Here is a 23,260-nt window from a genome sequence, read left to right on the forward strand (position 1 = left end):
TTAGTTCCTTTTCGTTTCTATCTTTATTTAAAACTTAAAAATTTTTATTCATGTCCGAGAATATCGCTGACATAGTGTGCAACGGCTGAGACCCGAGACATTGTTCCTGAATAGTCCATGAATGTGGGACCAACCACGCCTAAACCACCAAGAACTTCACCATCGGTGCCATACGCAGTGGTCACAACCGAAGCTTGGCGCAGCTGGTCATCATCATGTTCTTCACCGATAACCACAGAGATATTGCCAACCTCTGGCACCCGAGTGAGCAAGTTTAACACCACCACTTGTTCCTCCAGCGCTTCCAAAATGCCCGAGAGATCAATCCCGCGAGAAGTAATGGAATTGCGCGTAAGATTCGGCGTGCCAGCAAGCAAGTAGCGCTCTGCTGGATATTCCACGAGCGTGTCTACTAAGACGTTCGCAGCTTTACGAAGGTGCGGGCGAATATCAAGTGCCACTTGCTCTTCTAAAATATCCAAGTGCGCAGTGGCTTCCGCCAAGGTCTTGCCAGCCAGCGCATTGTTCAAAACATCGCGCAGACGCAACACGTCTTCTGCTTCCATGACAGAATCCAGCTCCACATTGCGCTGTTCCACCCGGCCATTGTCGGTAATAACAACCACCAGCAAACGCACCGGCGATAACGCTACGACTTCACAGTGCTTAACTGTGGATACCCGTAGGTTCGGCATCTGCACAACGGCTGCAGAGTCAGTAATCTGCGCGAGCATACGCGCTGCTCGATGCAACACGTCTTGCAAATCCACGCCACCATCTAAGAAAGTCAGCATCGCTTTGCGCTCCGGCCGCGACAAGGGCTTGAGATCATGTAGCGAATCGACGAAGACGCGGTAGCCCTTTTCCGTGGGCACGCGCCCCGACGATGCATGGGGTTGGGTAATTAACCCCTCTGTTTCCAACACCGCCATGTCATTGCGGATCGTGGCAGAAGATACCCCTAATTGATAGCGCTCCAATAATGCTTTAGAACCGACTGGTTCTTGCGAGGAGATAAAGCCTGCCACAATTGCGCGCAGGACCTCTTTACGCCTGGCGTCCGTGATACTCGACATTTAGCACTCGCCTCCTTCGGTTGCTAAATACTACCCCACTACCAAGTCATTGTTAAGTTTCAGACTCCTCGGCTAGAAGCAGGTCGGTGATGATGCCATCGGCAAGCAAGCGGCCAGCGTTAGTGACTCGCAACCGGCCGTCATCGACAAGCAATCCGCGATCGATGAAGCCTTCCACCGCGGGCTGTGCTGCAGCCGAGAGCAAGCTGCGATCGATGCCTTCGCGCAAACGCAAACCCAACATGATTTTCTCCATGTGGTTTTCTTCCGCCGTCAGCGTTTCCGAATCTGCGATAGGCAACTCGCCCTCGCCCAACATCTTGATATAGCGCGCCGGCAATTTCACGTTGTAGAAACGCTGCTTGCCGATGTGCGAATGCGCGCCCGGGCCCGCGCCCCACCATTCTTTATCACGCCAGTAGATCATGTTGTGGCGGCACTCCCCGCCTTCCTTGGCCCAGTTGGAGACCTCGTACCAGCCAAAGCCGGCATCGTCTAGCCTGCTCGCGATAATCTCGTAGCGCCTGGCCATGACATCTTCATCCGGCATGGGAAGCTCACCTTTGGCCACCTTGCGCGCCATGCGGGTGCCATCTTCGACGATGAGGGAATAGGCACTGATGTGGTCCACGCCCGTGTCCAGCGCGAGGTCGAGCGTGCGGCGGACATCATCATCTGTTTCCGTCGGCGTTGCGTAAATCATATCCAAGTTGACATGCTCAAAGCCTGCGGCCTTGGCTTCCTTCGCCGCGGCAAAAGGCCGCCCTGGGGTGTGTGCGCGCTCCAAAATCTGCAACACGTGCGAGGATGCTGACTGCATGCCGAGGCTTACGCGGGTAAAGCCTGCCTCTTTGATCTGCTCAAAGAACTCCGGCGAAGTCGACTCCGGATTCGATTCCGTAGTGATTTCCGCACCAGGTGAAATCCCGAAACTATTGCGCGCCGCATTGAGCACGCGAGTAAGGCCCGTGCCACCCAACAGCGAGGGGGTGCCGCCGCCAACGAAAATGGTATCGGCCGGGCGGTTAATTTTCTCCGCGGCCTTTTCTAATTCGCGCTCTAACGCATCCAAATACGGGCCGGTGAGATCCCGTGGGCTTCCCAGCTCACCCGGGGTATAAGTATTGAAATCGCAGTAGCCGCAGCGCGTTGCACAAAACGGCACGTGGATATAAAGCCCAAACGAGTCTGTCATGGCCATTACACTAACGCTTAACGCGAAATCCGTGTAATCTTGTCACATCATTTCCAAAATGATATGAACCTGATTTTCCAACTCAAAGAAAGGCACCCGCTGGTGGAACCTCCGAGTCGATGTCCCCGCTACCAAATACCTAGGTGGTGGGGAGCACTATGATGACCGCAATCTTGATGATTTTAGGTGGCATCGTAGTTATTGGCCTGATCATCGTTGCAAACGCCTTCTTCGTAGCGCAAGAATTTGCCTACATGTCAGTTGACCGCGCCCAGCTTAGAACCCTGGCGGCAAGCGGCGACACTCGCGCGCAACGAGCACTTAAAATTACTCACAAAACTTCCTTTATGCTCTCCGGCGCTCAGCTGGGCATTACAGTGACAGGCCTGCTCATTGGTTATGTCGCTGAGCCGCTCGTTGGCCAGGGTCTGGGCATTTTGCTGGGCGGCGTTGGCATTCCAACCGCAGTCTCAGTTGGCGTTGGTACTGTCTTGGCACTGGTAGTGTCCACGATTGCCACCATGTTGTTCGCGGAATTGTTCCCGAAGAACTACACCATTGCCGCACCTATGAAGTCGTCTCTCTGGTTGGCAACTCCAACCAATATCTATCTGAAGATTTTCGGGTTTTTGATCAACTTCTTTGAATGGTCTTCGAACGCCATCTTGCGGGCTTTCAAGATTGAGCCTTTGGAAGACGTGGATTCTTCTGCCACCTCTGACGATCTGGAATCCATCATGGATAATTCCCGCGAATCTGGTGATTTGGATGATGACACCTACCTGGTGCTCGACCGCTTGCTGCATTTCCCGCATGAAGACGTCGACCACGCCATGGTGCCGCGCTCGCGCACCGATGTTGTCGAACCTTCAACCACCATTGCCGAAGTGCGGGAGCTGATGGCTTCGAACCACACGCGCTACCCGGTCATTGATGACGACCACAACCCGGTCGGCGTGGTGCATCTTTTTGATGTGTTGACGTGGGAAGGCGCCCCGGATGCGCCGGTCACGGAAGTCATGAAAGATTCCGTCGTCGTGCCTGAGCTGATGCCTTTGCCGAACTTGGTGGAAGAGCTGCGCCAGGCGGATGAAAAGCTGGCGTGTGTTATCGATGAGTATGGCGGTTTCGTTGGCATCGTGACTTTGGAGGACCTCGCTGAGGAAATCTTGGGCGATATCGCCGACGAACACGACGTCGAGGAAACAGAAGAGATCACCGAGCAAGACGAGACGCATTGGCTTGTCGATGGCGACACACCTCTCGATGAAATCGAACGCGCCATCGGCCACGACCTGCCCGAAGGTGACTTCGAAACCATCGCCGGTCTGCTCATCGCGCACACCGGGTCGTTGGTGGTCGAAGGTGAAACCCACACCATTGACTTGGAAGCTGAGCCGGAAGATTGGGTGGAAGAAGATGCCCCGAAGCGTCATTTGAATATCCATGTGCAAGAAGTTGACCGCCACGTCCCTTCTGTCTTGGCCATTGAGTTGGTTGAGGAAGTCGCGAATGATGATGACGACAAGGACGCTGATGACGCCCCAGTCTCTGAATCTAACGATGAAGGGCAGGTGCGCTAATGGACGGCTGGATTTTTAACTTGATTGTCACCATCTTGGTGATTGTTCTCTCCGCCTTCTTTGTCATCATTGAGTTCTCTTTGCTGAGTGCTCGCCGCAACCGCCTGGAAGAAACCGCTGAGACTTCTCGCGCATCCCGCGCTGGTCTGCGTTCTCTCAATGAGTTGACCATCATGTTGGCCGGTGCCCAATTGGGTATTACCGCCGCTACCTTCATTTTGGGTGCGGTAACCAAACCGTGGGTGCACCACTTGTTGGTCGCCCCGCTGGAGGCCATGGGTCTGCCTTTGGGCATCGCCGATGTTGTTTCCTTCATCGTCGCCCTGTTCATCGTGACCTTCTTGCACCTGGTCATCGGTGAGATGGCTCCGAAGTCTTGGGCAATCACCCACCCGGAGACCGCGCTGCATTATATCGCTATTCCAGCCCGCGGCTTCATCTGGTTGTTCCGCCCACTGCTGGTGTGGATCAACAACATGGCAAACGCAATGGTCCGCCGAGCTGGTGAAAACCCAGTTGACCGCGCTGGCGCTGCCGGCTACGACGTGGATACGCTGCGCACCTTGGTTGAGCACTCCCGTGAGACCGGCACCCTGGATGAGTCCTCGGCGTCTCAGATCACCGGTGTGATTGAACTGGAGACCTCCACCGTCGGCGAGTTTGCGCGCCTGCACGGTTCGGAGATTGTGCCTTTGCCTGCCGATGCCACCGTCTCCGAGCTCCAAGCCCTGTGCCTGTCCAAAGACATCATGCGTGCTTTAATTTACCCAAAGAATTCGCGCCTGCCCCAGGTTGTGCACGTGCGTGACACCTTGATGGCCGAGCCGGACGCCCCTGCCCTGCAGTTCTCGCGTCCTGCGCTGAACGTTGCTAGCTCCACCACGGTGCAGCACACTTTGGATCACATGCGTGCGCGCAATGAGCAGATGATCATCGTGGGCAAGGTCAACAACAAACCTGGCGCCCAGGCGGTGTGGATTCTGACGTGGAATAACATCATGGGCCAGCTGTGGCCACAGATTACCGAAGAGCTGGACAAGGTCCCTACTCTCCCACCCGAAGAGCGCGCGGCTTTCCGCCGCCCGCAGCAACCGGGTGACGAGAACTAGTAAAACTTCGTTCTCGTAATTCGAGGGTCTGACTTCGACATTGTTTTCGAAGTCAGACCCTTTTTCCATTTAATATCGCGGCCAGATTGGCCCGCCTGTGGATAACTAGGACTGTTGTGTGACGTGTCAACGTAGTTATCCACAGGTTTTTGGCCTTGCACTAGCGCGAGCTTGCAAAGGCGTTTTAGTTTCGAAGGCATGGATAAATACGAAGAATTTATGGCTCTCACCAGCCAAGCGATAGGCATCTTAAGAGACATGTCTAAACGCTCGCCGTATGACATGGCTAGCGATGGCATGGCTCGCAAGACCGCGAAGAATTTTACCTCGCTGGCCGATGTCCTTTTCGGCCCCACCGACTCACCGCGGCTGCAACGCGAATCGGTAGCTCTTGCCGAAGAGCGAGGGTTAAGCCTTGAGTATTTAGAGATGGTGGAAAAGCACGCCAAGAAGTTGAAGAAGCGCGGTGCCGCCTGGCGCTTGCGTGCTGAACTTATCGCGTTTGAGGGCACCTTCGAAGAAGTCGAAGCCTACGCCAAAAAACGTGTCACGGAAGAAGGCGGCGACACACCCAAACAGCGCGGTGTACGCCTAGGTCGCGTTGTAGACGGCCTACGAACTATCAGCATCACCGATACCCAACGCCGTATTACCGACTTAGAAAAGACCCTCGACGCCGCAGCTTCTGACGACGTTCCTCGTTCCGAAGCTTTGCTGGATCCTTTTTGGGACCTTGTCGAAGGAGGCGGCACCGGGCTTATCCGCCCGGAATACCGCACCGTGATTGCTATTGGTCTCGAGGATTTCGCGAAAGTTTCCTGCGGCAAAGGCGAGGACGTCATTGTTGCTTTATCCGACGGCACGACCATGACGGGCGCTGAATTCATCAACGCTGCGATGGAAGGTGCACTCGGCGATAAGCTCTACGTCGGACTTTTCCACCCCACCGCCGGGCCTGTGAATCTCTACGAGGCCCGCTTCGCATCCGACAAGCTACGAACTTTAGCCATGGCAGAAAACCTGGTGTGCCCGTGGCCGGACTGCAATGTGCCCGCGGATAGATGCCAGGTGCACCACATCGATGCTCATAAGAATGGTGGCCATACCAAGCCGTCGAACCTGACGATGCTCTGTAAGTATCACAACGGTTTGAATGATGATGGTGACCTGGGTAATCCCGGGTCACAGAAAAGAAAAAATAAGCGAGGAAACGGGAAGCCGAGTCCGGGCAAACCCAAGCGCGGCCGAATGCGACGCCACCGCGGCAAGGTCCGCCTGCACACCCCTGGTGGGAAGCTGGTGGGCAACACCCACCACGTGAGCAGCATGGGGGCGATGGACCTGATTTAAAACAGGGGCGATCCCCACAGCTGGCGAAAGCTAGCCAGTCAAACAGGCTGGTTAGCCAATTCGGCGATCCCTTTTTAAGAAAAGGCTTGCGCCTAGCGCCGGAGGGCTTGAGTCACCGCGTCGATGGCAAGGAAAGCAACGAGGCTGATGCCGAACATCGGCGCCATGACCGAGTAAGCCACCAAGAATGCGATGATGCCGGCGAGTACTACTGGGCGGGTGCGGCGCCACTGCCCCGCTGCCTGCAGTCGGCCCGGACGTCCATTGCGACCGCGTAGCCACCACATCCGGTAGCCCAGCGCGATAATAACCAGCAGCCCGAGCGCGATGACACCGAGCACTAGCTGGTTAATCCAGCCGAATAGCGTGCCCATGTGCAGCTGAATCAGCCAAGCGGAAAGCTTCGCGGCTAATGGCCAATCGGCGTGGTCGACGCGGTCAACGATCTCGCCGGTCTCGCCGTTGACGGAGATGGCATCGTTGGCGAGCTTCCACGACTCGCGCATTTCGGTAACAGTCCAGGCATCGCCCTCTTCTGCTGGCAGAGCAATCTCAATGATGCCGCTCATGCCAGCTTCGCGGGAAGTGTCGGCAACGGTATCGATCTGGCTGATGTAAGTCTGTGCCAGGTCGTCTTGACCCGCGAGCGTTGAGGATTCCTCGTGACCGCCTTGGTGATGGTGCGCGTGTTCATCATGGGTACCAGTCGTTGCAGTCATGGTGGTGGCAGAGATGCTGGTTTCCGGGGTGGGCTGCACCCAATCCAATTGCGCGCGCAGATTGGCGATATTGCCGCCAGCCATGGACGACCACGTTAGACCGGTGACCGTGAGAAACAGAAAGCCGGGCAAAAGCCAGACGCCCAGGACGCTGTGAATGCTGCGAGCCTTCTTGCGCTTGGCATGCGCTGTTGAACCTTTTCGCGAACCTGTGGTTGAACCCTTACCGACGCGCCAGCGCACCCACCACACCCACGCACCGGCAAGCGCCAGAATCCCGAGCCAGGAGGCGGCCATCTCGGAGTAGATACGGCCGTACTCGCCGAGCCACAGCTGGCGGTGGCCTTCAGAGATCCAGGTACGCAGAGGCAGGGCTCGGGAAGAACCGTATTGGACTAGCTCGCCTGTGATTTCCAAAGAGCCAGGGTCGACAAAGACCGCCTGTCGGTAGCTGGAGTTTTCCAAGGCGGGGTCATCGAAAAGCACGCGCGTGGTCTGGGTGGGGTCTTCGAAGCTTTGCACCGCGGACAGTTGCAAATCTGGGTGCACTGCCCGAGCGGCTTCTACTTGTTCTTCGAGGGGTTGCGGGCCTTCCGTAGAGCTCGCGGTAATCGCATCGTGGTAAACCACACTCTCCAGGGTCGGCGCGAATGCGTACACGAAACCCGACAATGCTGAGATAACCAATAGCGGCGCGAAAAATACTCCCGCCACCGAATGCAGCCGGTGGATAATGCCATAGGATCCCCTGCCTCGACGGGATGGGACAGCGGACCTCACTGACACGTTATCTTTCACAGATAATAAGTCGTATCAAAGCTGAAATAGTTCCGATCCATCTAATTCCTGGGCATAAGAAAAAGCTCCGACCCGAAGGTCGAAGCTTTAGCTATTTAAAGATTGTGCTTAGAAAAAGCGTGGCAATTCAATGTTGAACTGCTCTGCAATCTCGCGCACCTCAGGAACCTGGGAAGCAAAAGCAGCGCCGCCACCAATGAGTGCTACCGCAGAAGCGATGACGTAGGCGTAGTTGAGCTGGTCGAACTTGGTTGCCTCGCTGGAGTTCTTCTCAATGCCCCAAACGTCGCGCTGAGAGTCAGTAGCTTCAAGCTTGTCACCAATCTCGGAAGACAGGGAGAAGTTCGAAGACAGCGAGGTGTCCTTCTTCTGGTTCTCATCGTTGGAGCTCTGTGCGAAGGCAGGGGTTGCGGACAGTGCAACTACGGCAGCGGTAGATGCAGCGATCAGGGACTTGCGAATAGAACGCATCTATTTCTTCTCTTTCGGCAGTAGGGTGATTCAATTTTTACACAGCCCGCCATCAGGCAAGGCACAGCCGCTAGCCTATCACTTTTGTTTTCCCGTGAGGAAAATATTCCTGCCTAAGCCGTCGTCGCGGAACGTTTTGCAGCGGCCCGCTTGGCGGCTACCTTGGCTACGATGCGGTCAATACGCGCGCGCTCTTCCAAAAACGCTGGCGGATTGTGCCCGCGCATGGTGCGAACATAAGCAAAGTGGGATTCCACCACGGTGCGGTACCAGCCGTGGCACGCAGCGTTGACCTGCTGGCCGGTGCGGTTGTACAGCTGCGGTAAGGAAACCATGTCCAGATTGCGCGCAACGGCATCGGTTTGGTCAAGGACGTATTCGACGACATCACGCAGATAGTCCGCGGTCGCAGCCGTGCGGTCCTGCAACGCGGCAGCGAGCTGGTGCACCGCAACAGGCGGGCCATCGATCGGGAAATCGGCTTCGAGAGTCTGCGCATTGAATGTATGCGGAGCCTCCACATCATGCTGGCCGGAAGCGGCCGCCGAGATGGTTCCAGAGCGCAAGCCCGAAACCAGCGCCTGACGCAGGCCGATAAGCTCGCCTACGCAGCGGCCGGAATCCACACGGGCATCTTCGATGATGTCACCAAGCTCGGCTAGGCAGTCCATGGCCAAGTCATTGTCCCAGTCCTCGATGGCCTCGATGAGGTTTTCAATGTACTGAGCGACTTCATCCCCGATGTTGTAGATTTCCTGGGTTAGTTCGCGGTGCCGAAGCTCGGCGGCAATCTTGCGCATTGTCTTAGCCTCTCCTTCCGCAATCTCTAGCCCAGTGGGTCCGTGCCTACAAAATTCCTGACCCTCAACTTAAACTTGAGAGTAATGGTTAACGCGACTGACTCTATTGCAGATCTTGAGAAATATCTGTTAGACACTCCGTAATTTCACAGCCATTGATGTTTAGCGGGCGTAAAGATGATCAATTGCGTCGCTGTAGCGCTGCGCCACAACATTGCGCTTGACCTTTAACGTCGGGGTGAGTTCATTTTCTTCCTCGGTCAGATCTGACTCCAGAATATAAAACTTCTTAATGGCTTCAGCATGCGACACCGTGGCATTGACCTCATTGATGGCGTCTTGGATTTCCGCACGCAGCTGCGGTTCTGTGGCCAGCTCTTTCGTTGAGCGGTTTTCCGGAATATTGCGGTCCAGTTTCCAGCGCTTCAAGATATCCGGGTCCAAGGTAATCAGCACGCCGACAAAAGGTTTACCATCGCCGACGACCATGGCCTGCGAAACTAACGGGTGTGCACGCAAGATATCTTCCATCGGCCCAGGCGAGACATTCTTACCTCCCGCAGTGACGATGAGGTCTTTCTTACGGCCGGTGATCATGAGCTTGCCGTTATCGAGGATTTCGCCCAGGTCGCCGGTGTTGTACCACTCGCCGTGTAAGGCTTCCTTGGTGGCTTCCTCATTATTCCAGTAGCCGGCAAAGACGGTGGGGCCTTTGACCAAAATCTCGCCGACGCCATTAGTGCGCACGGTCATGCCACCAATGGGCGGGCCAACGGTACCGATTTGCTGGTCGTCAAAGTCAACGGTGACAGCGGCAGCGACTTCGGTGAGACCATAGCCTTCATACACTGGCACGCCAATGCCGCGGAACCAATGCAGGAGGTCTTGGCCCATAGCCGAGCCGCCGGTGATGCAGTAGCGCACCGAACCGCCCACGCCTTCGCGGATCTTGGAATACACCATGCGGTCAAAGACCTTGTGCTTAGCCTTTTGAATCCGCGTTGGACCTTCCTCAGTATCCAAAGCCTTGGAATATTCAATGGCAGCTTGTTCAGCTTGTTCAAAAGTCCCGCGCTTGATAGCGGAGCCATCGGCAGCCTTTTGTGCCGCCGAGTTACGCACCTTTTCAAAGACGCGCGGCACGCCCAAAATCAGGTTCGGGCGGGATCGCTGGAATTCCACCGAAAGCGAAGAAAAGTCCGACCAGTGATTTTGCGTCGCACCACCAATGGCGACCGCCAAAGACACCGCGCGGGAAAACACGTGCGCCATGGGCAAAAAGGTCAGTACTCGCGAACCAGGAACGGCAATCGCACCAATCGGGTTGGTCAGCAGTCCACGAACTTCCGCCAACCAGTTCTTGTGCGTCAAAATGCAGCCCTTAGGCTTGCCAGTGGTACCAGAGGTATAAACCAAAGACGCCAAATCATTGGTAGAGGTTGCGGCAATGCGCTCATCGACGACATCGTCAGGCAAAGAGCGACCTTCAAATTTCAACGTATCTATCGCCGAGGAATTAATCTCCAAAATGCGGCGCAACTGCGAGGTGGAGCCAGAAAGTGAGGGGTTACCGGAGTCATCGACAAGCAAATGCTGCACCAACTCTGTGTGGTCCTGGCTTTCGGTAACGGCCAACACCGCACCCGAATCTTCTACCACCCAGCGCACCTGCGACAGCGAGGAAGACGGATAAACCGGCACCGAAACCGCACCCGCCGCCCATACGGCAAAGTCTAAAAGCGACCATTCATAGCGGGTCTCCGAGATAATAATGATGCGGTCACCCTGCTCCACGCCCGCGGCAATAATGCCCTTAGCCACGTCAAATACTTCGCGGATAAACTCCTTGGCCGTGACATTAACCCACTCATAATTAGCAGGCCTGGTAAACATCACGCCATGCGGACGAGCTTTCGCGGTGTCCATCAACGCAGTCAAGCAGGTCTCATTGTCTAAAATTTCAAATTCTGCCGGCGTATGGGTTTCTTGCAAAGTCACAGCTGAGCCCTTCCATATGGCTTCGAGGCGAAAATAACTCTTCCCAGCTTATCAATGCTTGCAATGTGGCAGAATAGCGTGGTGTGACATACCGCCAACTATTGGAAGAGCTCGCAGCCAACCACGGGGTGACCACAGGTTTCCATTCCCAAGGTGGTTCGTGGATCGATATTTCTGATGCCACGCTGGAATATACTCTCCGTGCCCTTGACGTTCCCCTCTCCGCCGACCCTACTGAACAAGAACTCACTGACCGTTTGTACCTGGACTACCTGGCGCGCTCTTCCCGGCCTTTGCCCCCGGCTGTAGTGGCGCCTGCGGGTGCTGAAAAGTCTTTTCTCGTCCATGTCCATGCCGGTGCTTCCGCCGATGTGCACATTGAGCTGGAAGCCGGCGGCAGGCGCGAGGTCTACCAAGACCCCAATGACCAACCTGCTGTGGAAGTCGATGGGATTTCCTGGGGTGCGGCAACTTTTCACATCCCCGGTGATTTGCCGCTGGGTTACCACGAGTTGGTGCTGCGATCTGATGGCTTTGACCACCCGGTCACGTGCGCGCTGATTATCTACCCACCGCGGCTGACCACTGCGGATAAGTACGTGGAGTCTCCTGCCTATGGTGTGATGGCGCAGCTGTATTCGGTGCGCTCGGAACAGTCCTGGGGCATGGGTGATTTTGGAGATTTGGCGCAGTTGGCGGAAATCGCGGCGCAGGAAGCGGGAGCGGAATTCTTGCTCATCAACCCGCTGCACGCGGCCGAGCCGGAGCCACCGGTGGAAGACTCCCCGTATCTTCCCACCACCCGCCGGTTTATCAATCCCATATATTTACGCGTTGAAGACATTCCGGAGCTTTCGCTTCTCGATGCCTCCCTGCAAGACGATGTCGCGGAACTCGCCGCCGAGTTTCGCGAACGCAACCACAGCGCTGACCCGATTGAGCGCAATGCCATCTTTGAGGCCAAGCTGGCGGTATTACGTGAGTTATTCGCGCTGGAACATACCCCGGAGCGCACCGCCGAATTTTTGGAATTTACCCGCAGGGAGGGCAAGGGCCTGGCACAGTTTGCGCTGTGGTGCGCGCAAAAAGAAGCGGTCTCCGGTAGGCACGCTATCGATGACGAGGAAGAGCAAGACTACGCGATTGCCTTTTACTCGTGGCTGCAGTTTTTATGCGATGAGCAATTCCGCGAAGCCCAGCAGCGTGCGCTGGCAGCGGGGATGAAGATTGGCATTGTCACGGACTTGGCCGTGGGCGTGCACCCGGGTGGCGCGGATGCGGAAGTCTTGGCGGAGTTTTTGGCCCCGCAGGCTTCCGTGGGCGCACCGCCCGATGATTACAACCAGCAGGGTCAGGATTGGTCGCAGCCGCCGTGGCACCCGGTGCGCCTGGCGGAGTCCGGCTATAGGCCGTGGCGGGACATGCTCGAAGCGGTGCTGCGCAATGCGGGCGGTGTGCGCGTGGACCATATCTTGGGCCTTTTCCGCTTGTTCTGGATTCCGCGTATGTCCCCGCCGACGACGGGAACCTATGTTGCCTATGACTTTGAAGCCATGCTGGGAGTGCTCGCACTGGAGGCTGAGCGCACCGGCGCCGTCGTTATCGGCGAAGACCTGGGCACCATGGAACCGTGGATTCAAGACACCCTGCGCGATAAAGGCTTTTTGGGTACGTCCATCGTGTGGTTTGAACGCGATGAGCAGGGTGCTCCCCTGCCGCAAGCTCGATACCGACCGTTGGCTCTTGCCTCGGTAGGTACTCACGATCTTCCGCCGACCCTGGCTTATCTCGGCGGCGAGCACATCACCCTGCGCGAGCACCTAGGGCTGTTTACCCGCCCTGTGGAAGAAGAAATTGCCGAGGATCTCGACTTCCAGGCGCAGGTGCTGCACTTGATGTCTGACAGTGGGCTTTTGCCCGAGCGCGATTTCGCACATCTGTCCCGGCAGGAACGCGGCAATCCAACCCAGCTTATGGGCGCGCTACACGCTTTTATCGCGGGCACTCCCGCGGCATTAACTTGCACCAATTTGGTAGATATGGTCGGTGATATTCGCGCGCAAAACCAGCCGGGCACCACTAATGATCTGTATCCGAACTGGTGCATTCCGCTGTGCGATAGCTCAGGTCAGCCGGTTTTAATTGAGCAGCTGGCGGACAATCCGCTATTTCGCACTATTGCCGCGACCAGCAAACGCACGGTTTAGCAGCTAGAAGAAAAGGCCCCACAGCGCGGCGAGGATCACCAGCACGAACATTGCGCGCAAGGTGATATTGACCCAACTCCTCGGCAGCGCGCGTTTGCGCTTGACTACCGGAACCGGCGGCGCTGGTTCCGGTACTGCGGCTTCGTCTTTGACGTCCTCTTCGCGCTCTGCCCGCTCCGGATCCCACAGGCCTTCGCGTGGGTCGTAGCTGGGGTCGAGGTTAAACGGCAAAATATCATCAAAGCCCACGCGTTCTTTGCTTACGCGTTCTTTATCCTTGCGATCGGAGTTATCGGAGGATTGCGGATTAGATTCAGGGCTTGACACGGTGCCCATCTTAGCCCGTGGCCTATGAATCCGACGAAATCACTTTGCCAATAGCACCACTAATGAGGTCAATAACCCCCATGAGCACCCAGGCCAGCACGATGAGCGCTGGTACGCCCACCAAGATGATGGTGCCCATTTGCTGCCAGACCGGCGCTGTGACGAAAGGCTCCGTGAGCCCGTCGCTTAATTCTCTAAACCACTCCATTATCCAGAGATTCTAGCTGATGAGTTTGAGGCGAAACCGCTAAACTGGTGTGTCATGTCTACTGTGTCTACCGTGCTCGTGAAAGCACCTGCGGGAATCTATCAAGGTCTTTCCCACGATGGTGTAAATTTCTTCCATTCCATTGATTTTTTGGATTTACCTACGCGCTTCGCGCCAGCACAGCCAGCAGAGTTCGTGCCAGAGCAGCTTTTCGATGCCACCGTTGAGCGCCCCCATGAAATCGCACTGAGCATTTCTACGCCGGACGATGCTAAACCAGGGTCGGATCATCCAGTAGTTGTCTATATCCACGGTGGACGCTTTGAATCCGGCACCCATGAAGACCCGCGCGCGGAAGGTACGGCGAATGCGCGCCACGGGGTGGTCCAGGTGCAGTTGGGTTACCGCGTGGGCTTTGAAGGTTTTGTGCAATTTCCAGGCGATGAACCACATGCTTACCGCGGCATCGATGATTGCCAAGTGGGACTTGAGTGGGTGCAGAAAAACATTGAAGCCTTCGGTGGCGACCCAACCAATGTCACCATCATTGGCCAATCCGCCGGTGCTACCACCGCGTTGTGGTTGATGCGCAAAGACCACTATCGTGGCGGATTTCGCCGGGTCATCGCGATTTCCCCGTGCTACCCACGGCACTCCTTCGCGCAGCGCAAAGGCACCTTGCGTGCTTTCTTTGGCAAGCCCATTACCCGCCGGTCTTTTGAAAAAGCTTCGCCAAAGCGCTTAAAGCGTACCTTTAAACTGTTTCGCACGCGCTATATTTTGGACATGGCGCTTGGCCCCGCACCTTTTCAGCCGGAAGAATTAGCCGATGTGCCCGTCCTTTTGGCGTCTACGCGCGATGAGTTCTACCACGATATCGGCGGCAAATGGGCCGATAATTTGAAAGACAGCTTCTTCAAACGCTGGATAATAAAGAAGACCTCCATCTTGATGGGCTTACGCAAAGAATCCTATGACCTGTGGAAATTTGCCGCCGATAAGATTGATCCGACCCGCACCATGGGCCGCAGCATCGGTGATACGCAGATTCGCCGCTGGGTCGCCTGGGCAGGTGACGCCGCACCGGGTGATACCTGGATGCTGGAATTTACCAAAACCACCAAGCCCGCGCTGCACTGTGATGAGCTGCGTTATCTCTTCGGCGTGCACACCGTCGATGTCCGCGATGAGAAAAAGGCCGAGACCGCCCGCATTCTCAATAACTGGGTGCAATCTTTCATCCACACCGGCAAACCCGAAGGCCTACCGCAATATCGCGCGCAATCCGAGGAAGACCGCCGCACGGTGATGGTGTACAACTTAGAGACCGGCGAGCAGACAATAGAAAAGGGCACGCTGGATTATCTATATCCGGCGTACCCAATGAACCTAGAAGAGATGGGCTTTTAAAGGACTGCATGAAGAGCTGCTCGCAGCTTTTCATGCGCGAGCTCTTCTACCATCCACGGGGAAAATACCCCGGGGGTCGCGTCAATTGCTGCGATGACCTTGTCAATATCAACCCATTGGAAAGAATCCACTTCTTCTGGGTTGGGTTCAAAGCTCGCGTCTGCGGCAAGAGTCGTAATAAAGACCGGGCAGATCTCATTTTCTACAATGCCTGAGGAATCTACCGCGCGGTAAGCAAAGTCCGGCAGCACTTCTTCCGGCGCTGAGAGATCTGCAGGATCAATGCCCAATTCCACGCGCGCGCGGCGATACACTGCCTCGGCATTGCTCTCCTCTGGCGCTGGATGGCCGCAGAAGGAATTCGTCCACACACCCGGCCAAGTCTGCTTCGTCAAAGCCCGGCGCGTGAGCAGCAGCTTCCCGTCGCGTACCAACCACGCGGAGAAGGCAAAGTGCAACGGCGTATCCGCAGTGTGCACGACGACCTTATTTTCGGTGCCTGCGGGCTTACCGTTCTCATCCGCCAAGATGACAACTTCATCAGTTGCCTGCGGGTTTAGATTATTGTGCATTAAAGAGTCAGTGATCCTTCCCAAACAACATTGCCGATTTTCAAACGCGCATTCCACAAATTCCCGGGCGCAACATCAAAGCGGTACTGCAAATTCGTTGTGGCACCGGCACCTAGTGGCCTGTCCAAACCAGGCGCAACCACGTTGGTGTTCACCTCTGGGTCATAGGGCAAAAGATCCACGCCCGACCAGCCACCGTTGCCGTCGGCGACTTCCAATACGGGGTCGGAGATGGCATCGGCAGGCAATGGCAAATCGGTGTCATTGCGCACCTTGATGGTGACTACGGAGCCAGAAATATTATCCTGATACGCGCCTTGATTCCACCAGGTCACGCCATAGCCTTCATCCTTGACTGGCTCGGTGATATCACCGGTGATGAGTTGCTCTTCGGTTTCTTCAGGCTGATACGACGGCACCTCAGAGGTGCTGACCACGAGGTCTTCATCAGAGCCCAATCCGCTTGGTTCAGGGTTGAAAAAAGAGCAGCCTGCAAGGGCTACGCCAGCAATACTTACGCTGGCGATGGCAGATACAATGGCGCGGGATGATGGCACTTGAGGATCTTTTCCCTTCTGGCATGACACAAACTTCTCAAACTGCACTTTAGTCTACCCACTCACAAAACAGGGCATCGATTGCGCAAAAGTGGCATACTTTCCGGTCTGAACATCCCCATAACTTAAATAAAATCTCTGGAGCATTAGTTCGTGAATTCTCTGGCCAAAATTATTAAAAATGCCCAAGCATTATGGCCCTTTTACCTTGGCGTTATCATAACTTCGGCTATCGGCGCCGCACTAGCGCTCGCCTCGCCTTTCATCGTCCGTGAAGCAACCGACACCATCGTGCGCGCTTTAAACGGCGACGAAGTTATTCGCACCGCACTTATCACGGTCTTAGGTCTCGCCGTTATCTTGTTAGTCGCGGACGCACTGGGCGGCGTCGTCAATAATATCGGCGGCTATATCGGCGATGTGATGATTTCTCGGCTGCGCCAGATTCTCTCCACCCGCTATTACGCCAAGCTGCTGAGTCTGCCGCAGGGCTATTACGACAACCAGGTCACAGGCACGATTATTGCGCGACTGGATCGCTCAATCATGTTCATCACCCAGTTCCTGCAGTCTTTTTCCAATAACTTCTTTACGATGATCATTCAGGTCATCGCAATTTTGGCGATCACTGCCTTTTATTACTGGCCGCTGGCAATTTTGCTGGCCATTCTTTTCCCCATCTACATGTGGCTGACCGCGCTAACGTCCAAGCGCTGGTTGAAGTTTGAGAAGGTCAAAAACGAGCACATCGATATCGCCAATGGCCGCTTTGCTGAAGTTGTCGGCCAGATGAAAGTAGCAAAGTCTTTCGTCGCCGAAATCCGCGAGCTCGATGTCTTTTCCAAGCACTACCGCGGCTATGTCTCCACCACGCGTCCGCAGTCACGCTGGTGGCACACCATGGATACTTTCCGCAGCCTGGCGATGGCCGTGGTCTTCTTTGGTATCTACGCCGTCATTTTCTGGCGCACGCTGGAAGGCCATTTCTCCATTGGTGACATGGTCATGCTTATCCAGATGGTCACCATGGCCAAGCAGCCAGTTTTCATGATGAGCTGGATGGTGGATTCGGCCCAGCGCGCCATTGGCGGTTCGCGGGAGTACTTCCAGGTCATGGAGCAGGAAGTAGAACCCACGGTGGATAAGACACTTATCGATGCCACCCGCGCCATCCACGAACCCGAACTCGACATCACCCAGGTGCAGCCACTCGCGGTACCTGCTGATCCAGCAGAACCGATTTTCACCTTCGATGATGTCACCTTCGCGTATGAGGAAGACAAGCCAGTTATCCAAGGCGTGAGCTTTAGCGCCCGCAAGGGTGAGAAGGTAGCACTGGTTGGTGAGTCCGGCGGCGGTAAATCTACCCTGGTCAATTTGCTGCTTGGCCTTTACCAGCCCACCAAAGGCAACCTGGAAGTGCTCGGCCACGACGTCGACGATCTCACCACCGCGCGCCTGCGCGCCTCGGTCGGTGTGGTCTTTCAGGAAGCTTTCCTCTTCTCCGGCACGATTAGTGAAAATATTGCCTACGGCAAACCTGATGCCAGCGAAGAAGAAATCATCGAGGTGGCCAAGCGCGCCAATGCCCATGAATTCATCCAGGCTTTCCCTGATGGCTACAACACCATCATCGGTGAGCGCGGCTTGCGCCTTTCTGGCGGCCAGAAGCAGCGCGTTGCGGTTGCCCGCGCCATGTTGAAAGACGCTCCCATCCTGGTCTTAGATGAGGCGACCTCAGCGCTTGATACCAAGTCCGAGCGCGCCGTGCAGGCAGGTTTGGAAGAGCTGATGAAAGACCGCACCACGTTGATCATCGCGCATCGCTTGTCGACGATCGCCAACGTCGACACCATCATCACCTTGGACAAGGGAGTCGTGGATGAGATGGGTTCGCCAGCTGAGCTATCGACCACCGGTGGTATCTATGCACAGTTGCTGAAACTGACCTCTTCGACATCGGCTGCAGATCGCGCACGCTTGAAGAAGTACGGGTTTTCTCACGAGTCTGAATCTGCGGATGAATCCATAGACGAAGATGAGGTTGTAGAGGACTAGGGTAGAAAACATGAACTTTCCTACTCAAGATGAATTACGCGCCCGTTTTACCCGTAAGTGGACTCAGTTTGAGCCCGATGTCCTGCCACTTTTTATTGCCGAAAGCGATTTTCCTACCGCGCCGGTTATCAAAGAGGTGCTGCTCGATTACACCGAGCGCGAATGCTTTGGCTACAGCCCAGCACCGGGCACTGTAGATCTCGGCGGAGCGGTCTCTGAGTTCCACGCCAAGCGCTACGGCTGGCGTCCAGACCCGAAGAAGGTTTTCTGGATCGGCGATGTCGTGCGTGGTCTGCTGCTGGGAATCCAGTATTTCACCCGCCCGGACTCCCCCGTCGTGGTTCCACTGCCTGCTTACCCACCTTTTTTGGAATTGCCAGAAACTGCCGGGCGCAAGCGCATCGATGTCGGTGTTAGCCCTGCCAACGGTGATTTGAAAGAAGGCGAAAAGCCTCGCCTCGACCTGGAATCGATTGAGCGGGCTTTTGCCGACGGCGCCGGCTCCATCTTGCTGGTGAATCCTTATAACCCACTGGGCTACGTCTTCGACGAAGAACACCTCCATGAACTGGTGGAGTTGGCCGATAAATACGACGCGCGCATCTTATCTGATGAGATCCATGCGCCGCTGGTTCTCGACGGCCAACACATCTCGGTTGCTGGTCTCTCCGATGCTGCAGCACGGGTAACGATGACCATTACTGCAACGTCGAAGGCCTGGAATTTCGCAGGACTTAAGTGCGCGCAGATCATCTTCTCCAATGATGAAGACGTGAAGACCTGGAAATCTCTACCGCACGTTGCTATCGACGGCGTGGGCACCTTAGGCATCATCGCTGCTGAAGCTGCCTACCGCGATGGAATTCCGCACCTCGAAGAAGAGATTGAATATCTTCGCACCACCCGCGACTGGCTGGTCGAAGAGTTGCCAAAGCGCATCCCCGGGCTGATTACTTCTAAGCCGGATTCGACCTATCTGTTGTGGTTGGACTTCCGCAATACCGCGATTGGCGATAAAGAACATCCCGCCGCTTGGCTGATCCAGCACGCGCGCGTGGCCTTTAACGAAGGCGTAACTTTTGGCGAGGGCGGCGCGCACCAAGCACGCATGAACTTCGCAACTTCGCCGGAGATTTTAGAGGAAGCCATCGACCGTATCGCCACTGCTATTGCCAAGGTGTCCGACAGCTAAGTTATTGCGATCTCATGGTGCGGAATGTAATATCCCACGCACTAAGTAAGTGCGGATTTTTCGCGCTTAATCGACCATTTTGCACACCCACAATTCCAAAGGACGGCACTTTAATGTCTGACACCGTCGCGTCTGCACCTGCGAAGTCAAAGGTTCCTTCGCCGCTGCTTACCATCGTCATCGCGTCGTTAACGCTGTTTTCGATGTTCTTTGGTGCCGGCAACCTCATCTTCCCACCGATGGTGGGCGTTAGTTCCGGTACCAACTTCTGGCCAGCAATCATCGGCTTCCTCATCGCCGGTGTGCTCCTTCCTGTAGCTGCAATTGTCGCCGTAGCAATTTCGGGCTACAGCGTCCGCGACCTCGCAGCCCGTGGCGGTGTGTTCTTTGGCATCATCTTCTCCGTGATGGCATACCTGTCCATCGGCGCTTTCTACGCACTGCCACGTACCGGTGCTGTCGCCATGGAAACCGCGATCACCCCGCTGGTCGGCTGGGAAGGCACCGCCGCTAATGGCATCTTCAATTTCATTTTCTTCGCCATCGCGTTGGCTTTGTCGTGGCAGAAGAACTCCGTCATTGACGTACTGGGCCGCTTCTTGACCCCAGCGCTGGTCATCTTGCTGGTTGCTTTGATCACCCTGGCAATCTTCAATTACGAGCGCCTGCCCGGCACCCCAACCGAGGACTACTCCTCTACCCCTATGGTCACCGGCCTTTTCGAGGGATATAACACCATGGACGCCATCGCGGGTCTTGCCTTCGGCATCGTGATCATTGGATCGCTTCGCGCCAAGGGTTTTGGCAGCGGCGGCACGTTGGTTCGCTCCACCGTTTTGACCGGTGTCATCGCTGGCGTTTTGCTCGCAGGCATCTACCTGGGCCTGGGCTACATGGCGCAGACCGTTCCAAATGGTCAGTCCTATGAATCTGGCGCAGCTTTGCTTGCCGATTCCGCGAACCTGACCATGGGTACTCCAGGTCAAACCATCTTCTCGCTGATTGTTATCCTCGCGTGCCTGACCACCGCGGTCGGCCTGATTTCTGCAACCTCAGCATTTTTCAACACTCTGGTTCCTAAGCTCAGCTACCACGTGTGGGCAATCATCTTCACTGTGCTGTCCATCGCCATTGCTTTCCGTGGGCTCGAAGCTGTTATGGCCGTTGCGGTTCCATTCATCGTCTTCTTGTACCCACCAGCAATCACCTTGATCGTGCTGACTTTGGTGCAGCCACTGGTACGCAAGGTCGTTGGTTTCTACTGGACTTACCGCCTGGCGCTGTGGACCTCAGTCATCTGGTCGGCACTGACAACCATCGCCGCACAGGGCTGGGGAACAAATATCTTGGAACCGGTGTTGAACCTATCGCCGGGTCAGGATTTGGACTTAGGCTGGATTACGCCTACTTTCATTGTCATTATCATTGGTGTCGTTATTGATATCGCCACCAAGAATGCACGACGTGAGGCCGCCTAGGAAATAATGAACAAGTAATTATTTCCTAAGCGCCTGGCTAATTTTTAAGCTAAATTAGCCTCCTGCCACCCGCATCCTGGTTGGCAGGATTTTTTATGCACTCGAAAAGGCTTGTTGGAGAAGATTTTAATGACTGAACCGAAAAACACCTCGCGCGCGCAGCTGTCCGTGCTGGATTTCTGCACAATCTATGAAGGTGAAACCCCGCAAGCATCAATCCAGCACTCCGTCGATTTGGCGCAGCGCGCAGAGGAACTCGGTTACTTGCGCATGTGGTACACAGAGCACCACAACATGCCATCGATTAGCTCTTCTAGCCCCGCGGTTCTCATCGCGCACATCGGCGCTAAGACCAACTCCATCCGCTTAGGCGCCGGCGGCATCATGCTGCCGAATCACTCCCCTTATGTCATCGCCGAGCAATTCGGCACCTTAGAGGAGATGTACCCCGACCGCATCGATCTGGGTCTCGGCCGCGCTCCCGGCACAGATGCCCAGACGCTCGGTCGTGCGCTGCGCCGTGATTACAATGCCGCTGAGCGCTTCCCTGAAGACGTCCGCGAGCTACAGGCCTACCTGGCCGATAAGTCCCCCATCCCTGGCGTGCAGGCTGTTCCAGGCGCTGGCACCAATGTGCCGCTATATATCTTGGGCTCTTCCATGTTTGGCGCCTCACTGGCTGCCAAGTACGGCTTGCCTTATGCTTTCGCATCGCACTTCGCGCCCACGCACCTAGAGCAGGCGACCCGCTACTACCGCGAGCATTTCCAGCCTTCTGAGGTCCTAGATGCTCCATACGTCATCGCCGGTGTCAACGTCACTGCCGCTGAAACCCAGGACGAAGCCAATGAGCTTTTTGAAAAGGTGTGTTTCAACCGCGTACGCACCATGGTCGGCCGTGGCCGTTACCTCACTGACGAGCAGGTAGAACAAATCGTCGCAACCCCACAGGGCCAGCAGGTACTCGATATGCTGCGCTACTCTGCCATCGGCACCAAAGACGACATCCACGAGTACCTCGCCCACTTCCAGGAACTCGCCGCCGCTGATGAGCTCATGATCTCTTTGCAGGGCACATCACGCGCCTCGACCTTGCAAAGCTTAGAGATCCTGGCCGATGCATGGGGTACTAAATAACCGCTTCCGGAGATTCAGACAGTTAGAGATGATGCCCCCTCTGGCTTCACCCCCTCTAACTGCCGTCTGGGGAAGACCTTGTTAAACTTCCGGAGAAGCACCAAATAGTGGTTGATTGATAGGTAAAGACTTTTCAGGAGCCTATCCTACCCATTTTCAACCCTGCCCCACTGCCTGAAATAAGTTGTGGAGCTCGAAGTACCCAAAGAGGAGCTACTCACGATGTCTGCCCGCCGTGCGCCTCAGCAGCACATAAAGATTGCAGAACACCTACGCGGTAAAATCCTGTCAGGTGAGATCTCAACGGGTAGTCTTTTGCCATCCGAAGCCGAGCTTTGTGAAGAATTTTATACCTCTCGCGGCCCAGTAAGACAAGCCCTAGCCACATTGCGCACAGAAGGTTATATCTCTTCGGGCCGCGGTCGCCGTTCTGTAGTCCTTGAGCACGAAAAGACCGAAACTTTTGAGACTTTCATCTCTACCCATGACTGGATTGAATCCAACGGGTGGGAAGCAAGCTCCAAGACTCTGTGGATGGCGCGCTGCCCCGCTCCTGCTCACGTAGCCGAGATGCTCGCCATCAAAGAGGAAGACCCCGTAGTCTTTGTGCACCGCGTCCGCTTTGCCAATGGTCGCCCTATCACCGTTGAACGCAGCTACTTTAGCCTGCCAGTAGGCAAGCACGTCCTCTACATGGATCCCGATGAAGGTTCCCTGCATGCCAAGCTCCGCGATGTCGGGCTCGGCCTCGATCACGGACGCCGCGAAATGTACGGCGCAATCGCTAGTGAAGAAGACGCCAAATTATTGGAGATTGAACCGGGTTCGCCCACTGTTATTTCTAAGATTTCGCTCTCGGATCATAGCGGCACCCCGGTTGAATACACGGAAATGCAGCAGCTTTTTGAAGGCCTAACATTGTCATATAACTGCATAGCTGGCACCCCTTCCCCGCTGAATTTTTCCATGCGCAATTCTGAAATTTTTGCCAAATAGGTAAATTCCACTTTTTAGT

General features: G+C 55.5%; 20 protein-coding genes. 10 read left to right on the top strand and 10 right to left on the bottom strand.

Annotated elements, in window-relative coordinates; genetic code table 11:
• Nucleotides 1–44 precede the first annotated feature (44 nt).
• Nucleotides 45–1,076 carry a heat-inducible transcriptional repressor HrcA gene (gene hrcA / locus C5Y44_RS00380; RefSeq protein ID WP_105323176.1) on the bottom strand — a complete coding sequence of 344 codons (1,032 nt, stop codon included), beginning with the start codon at nt 1,074–1,076 and terminating at the stop codon, nt 45–47.
• 52 nt (nt 1,077–1,128) lie between these two features.
• Complete coding sequence (hemW, locus tag C5Y44_RS00385) at nt 1,129–2,271, bottom strand: radical SAM family heme chaperone HemW (RefSeq protein ID WP_105323634.1); 1,143 nt, start codon at nt 2,269–2,271, stop codon at nt 1,129–1,131.
• Between the two features lie 158 nt (nt 2,272–2,429).
• Here hemW and C5Y44_RS00390 point away from each other — a divergent pair, with 158 nt between their 5' ends.
• The 3 genes from C5Y44_RS00390 to C5Y44_RS00400 all read left to right on the top strand — a co-directional run bounded on the left by C5Y44_RS00390 (nt 2,430) and on the right by C5Y44_RS00400 (nt 6,313).
• Nucleotides 2,430–3,854 (top strand): hemolysin family protein, encoded by a 1,425-nt coding sequence (locus C5Y44_RS00390; RefSeq protein ID WP_105323177.1) that lies wholly within the window; start codon nt 2,430–2,432, stop codon nt 3,852–3,854.
• Nucleotides 3,854–4,963 (top strand): CNNM domain-containing protein, encoded by a 1,110-nt coding sequence (locus C5Y44_RS00395; RefSeq protein WP_105323178.1) that lies wholly within the window; start codon nt 3,854–3,856, stop codon nt 4,961–4,963. The genes C5Y44_RS00390 and C5Y44_RS00395 overlap by 1 nt, the downstream gene beginning before the upstream one ends.
• Nucleotides 4,964–5,161: 198 nt before the next feature.
• Nucleotides 5,162–6,313 carry an HNH endonuclease signature motif containing protein gene (locus tag C5Y44_RS00400; RefSeq protein WP_105323179.1) on the top strand — a complete coding sequence of 384 codons (1,152 nt, stop codon included), beginning with the start codon at nt 5,162–5,164 and terminating at the stop codon, nt 6,311–6,313.
• A 92-nt stretch (nt 6,314–6,405) separates the two neighbouring features.
• On the opposite strand, the gene C5Y44_RS00405 is transcribed toward C5Y44_RS00400, so the two are convergent.
• From C5Y44_RS00405 to C5Y44_RS00420, 4 genes are all read right to left on the bottom strand, one after another.
• Entirely contained in the window at nt 6,406–7,818 is a 1,413-nt protein-coding gene (locus C5Y44_RS00405) for a PepSY domain-containing protein (RefSeq protein ID WP_158255465.1), read from the bottom strand.
• A gap of 120 nt (nt 7,819–7,938) precedes the next feature.
• Nucleotides 7,939–8,301, bottom strand: coding sequence for a hypothetical protein (locus tag C5Y44_RS00410; RefSeq protein WP_105323181.1), 363 nt, complete (start codon nt 8,299–8,301; stop codon nt 7,939–7,941).
• Between the two features lie 113 nt (nt 8,302–8,414).
• A complete protein-coding gene (locus C5Y44_RS00415; RefSeq protein ID WP_105323182.1) occupies nt 8,415–9,101 on the bottom strand; it encodes a hypothetical protein in 687 nt (228 codons plus the stop codon).
• A gap of 162 nt (nt 9,102–9,263) precedes the next feature.
• Nucleotides 9,264–11,099 (bottom strand): long-chain fatty acid--CoA ligase, encoded by a 1,836-nt coding sequence (locus C5Y44_RS00420; protein ID WP_105323183.1) that lies wholly within the window; start codon nt 11,097–11,099, stop codon nt 9,264–9,266.
• 83 nt (nt 11,100–11,182) lie between these two features.
• On the opposite strand from C5Y44_RS00420, the gene malQ reads away from it, so the two are divergent.
• Nucleotides 11,183–13,306 carry a 4-alpha-glucanotransferase gene (gene malQ / locus C5Y44_RS00425; protein ID WP_105323184.1) on the top strand — a complete coding sequence of 708 codons (2,124 nt, stop codon included), beginning with the start codon at nt 11,183–11,185 and terminating at the stop codon, nt 13,304–13,306.
• A 3-nt stretch (nt 13,307–13,309) separates the two neighbouring features.
• Here the strand turns inward: malQ and C5Y44_RS00430 are convergent, their stop codons facing one another.
• Together C5Y44_RS00430 and C5Y44_RS00435 are read right to left on the bottom strand one after the other, a co-directional pair.
• On the bottom strand, nt 13,310–13,633 hold the full coding sequence (locus C5Y44_RS00430) for a hypothetical protein (RefSeq protein WP_369831056.1): 324 nt from the start codon (nt 13,631–13,633) through the stop codon (nt 13,310–13,312).
• 22 nt (nt 13,634–13,655) lie between these two features.
• Nucleotides 13,656–13,841 carry a hypothetical protein gene (locus tag C5Y44_RS00435; RefSeq protein WP_105323186.1) on the bottom strand — a complete coding sequence of 62 codons (186 nt, stop codon included), beginning with the start codon at nt 13,839–13,841 and terminating at the stop codon, nt 13,656–13,658.
• 54 nt (nt 13,842–13,895) lie between these two features.
• Between C5Y44_RS00435 and C5Y44_RS00440 the strand changes: the two genes are divergently transcribed.
• Nucleotides 13,896–15,251, top strand: a complete 1,356-nt coding sequence (locus C5Y44_RS00440) for a carboxylesterase family protein (RefSeq protein WP_233189767.1) — start codon at nt 13,896–13,898, stop codon at nt 15,249–15,251.
• Here C5Y44_RS00440 and idi read toward each other — a convergent pair.
• On the bottom strand, nt 15,248–15,823 hold the full coding sequence (gene idi / locus C5Y44_RS00445) for an isopentenyl-diphosphate Delta-isomerase (RefSeq protein WP_105323187.1): 576 nt from the start codon (nt 15,821–15,823) through the stop codon (nt 15,248–15,250). The genes C5Y44_RS00440 and idi overlap by 4 nt on opposite strands.
• Nucleotides 15,823–16,380, bottom strand: a complete 558-nt coding sequence (locus C5Y44_RS00450) for a hypothetical protein (protein ID WP_233189768.1) — start codon at nt 16,378–16,380, stop codon at nt 15,823–15,825. The genes idi and C5Y44_RS00450 overlap by 1 nt, the downstream gene beginning before the upstream one ends.
• A gap of 153 nt (nt 16,381–16,533) precedes the next feature.
• On the opposite strand from C5Y44_RS00450, the gene C5Y44_RS00455 reads away from it, so the two are divergent.
• The 5 genes from C5Y44_RS00455 (at nt 16,534) to C5Y44_RS00475 (ending at nt 23,241) form a co-directional block, all read left to right on the top strand.
• Entirely contained in the window at nt 16,534–18,438 is a 1,905-nt protein-coding gene (locus C5Y44_RS00455; RefSeq protein ID WP_105323188.1) for an ABC transporter ATP-binding protein, read from the top strand.
• 10 nt (nt 18,439–18,448) lie between these two features.
• Nucleotides 18,449–19,630 (top strand): MalY/PatB family protein, encoded by a 1,182-nt coding sequence (locus C5Y44_RS00460; protein ID WP_105323189.1) that lies wholly within the window; start codon nt 18,449–18,451, stop codon nt 19,628–19,630.
• A 113-nt stretch (nt 19,631–19,743) separates the two neighbouring features.
• The gene (brnQ, locus tag C5Y44_RS00465; protein WP_105323190.1) at nt 19,744–21,108 is read left to right on the top strand and encodes a branched-chain amino acid transport system II carrier protein; all 1,365 of its coding nucleotides are present in this window, start codon (nt 19,744–19,746) and stop codon (nt 21,106–21,108) included.
• Between the two features lie 129 nt (nt 21,109–21,237).
• Nucleotides 21,238–22,245: an LLM class flavin-dependent oxidoreductase gene (locus C5Y44_RS00470; RefSeq protein ID WP_105323191.1), complete on the top strand. Its 1,008-nt coding sequence runs from the start codon at nt 21,238–21,240 to the stop codon at nt 22,243–22,245.
• 222 nt (nt 22,246–22,467) lie between these two features.
• The gene (locus C5Y44_RS00475) at nt 22,468–23,241 is read left to right on the top strand and encodes a GntR family transcriptional regulator (protein WP_105323192.1); all 774 of its coding nucleotides are present in this window, start codon (nt 22,468–22,470) and stop codon (nt 23,239–23,241) included.
• The last annotated feature ends 19 nt before the right edge of the window (nt 23,242–23,260 follow it).

Source organism: Corynebacterium sp. J010B-136 (assembly GCF_002967075.1).
Classification (GTDB): Bacteria; Actinomycetota; Actinomycetes; order Mycobacteriales; family Mycobacteriaceae; genus Corynebacterium.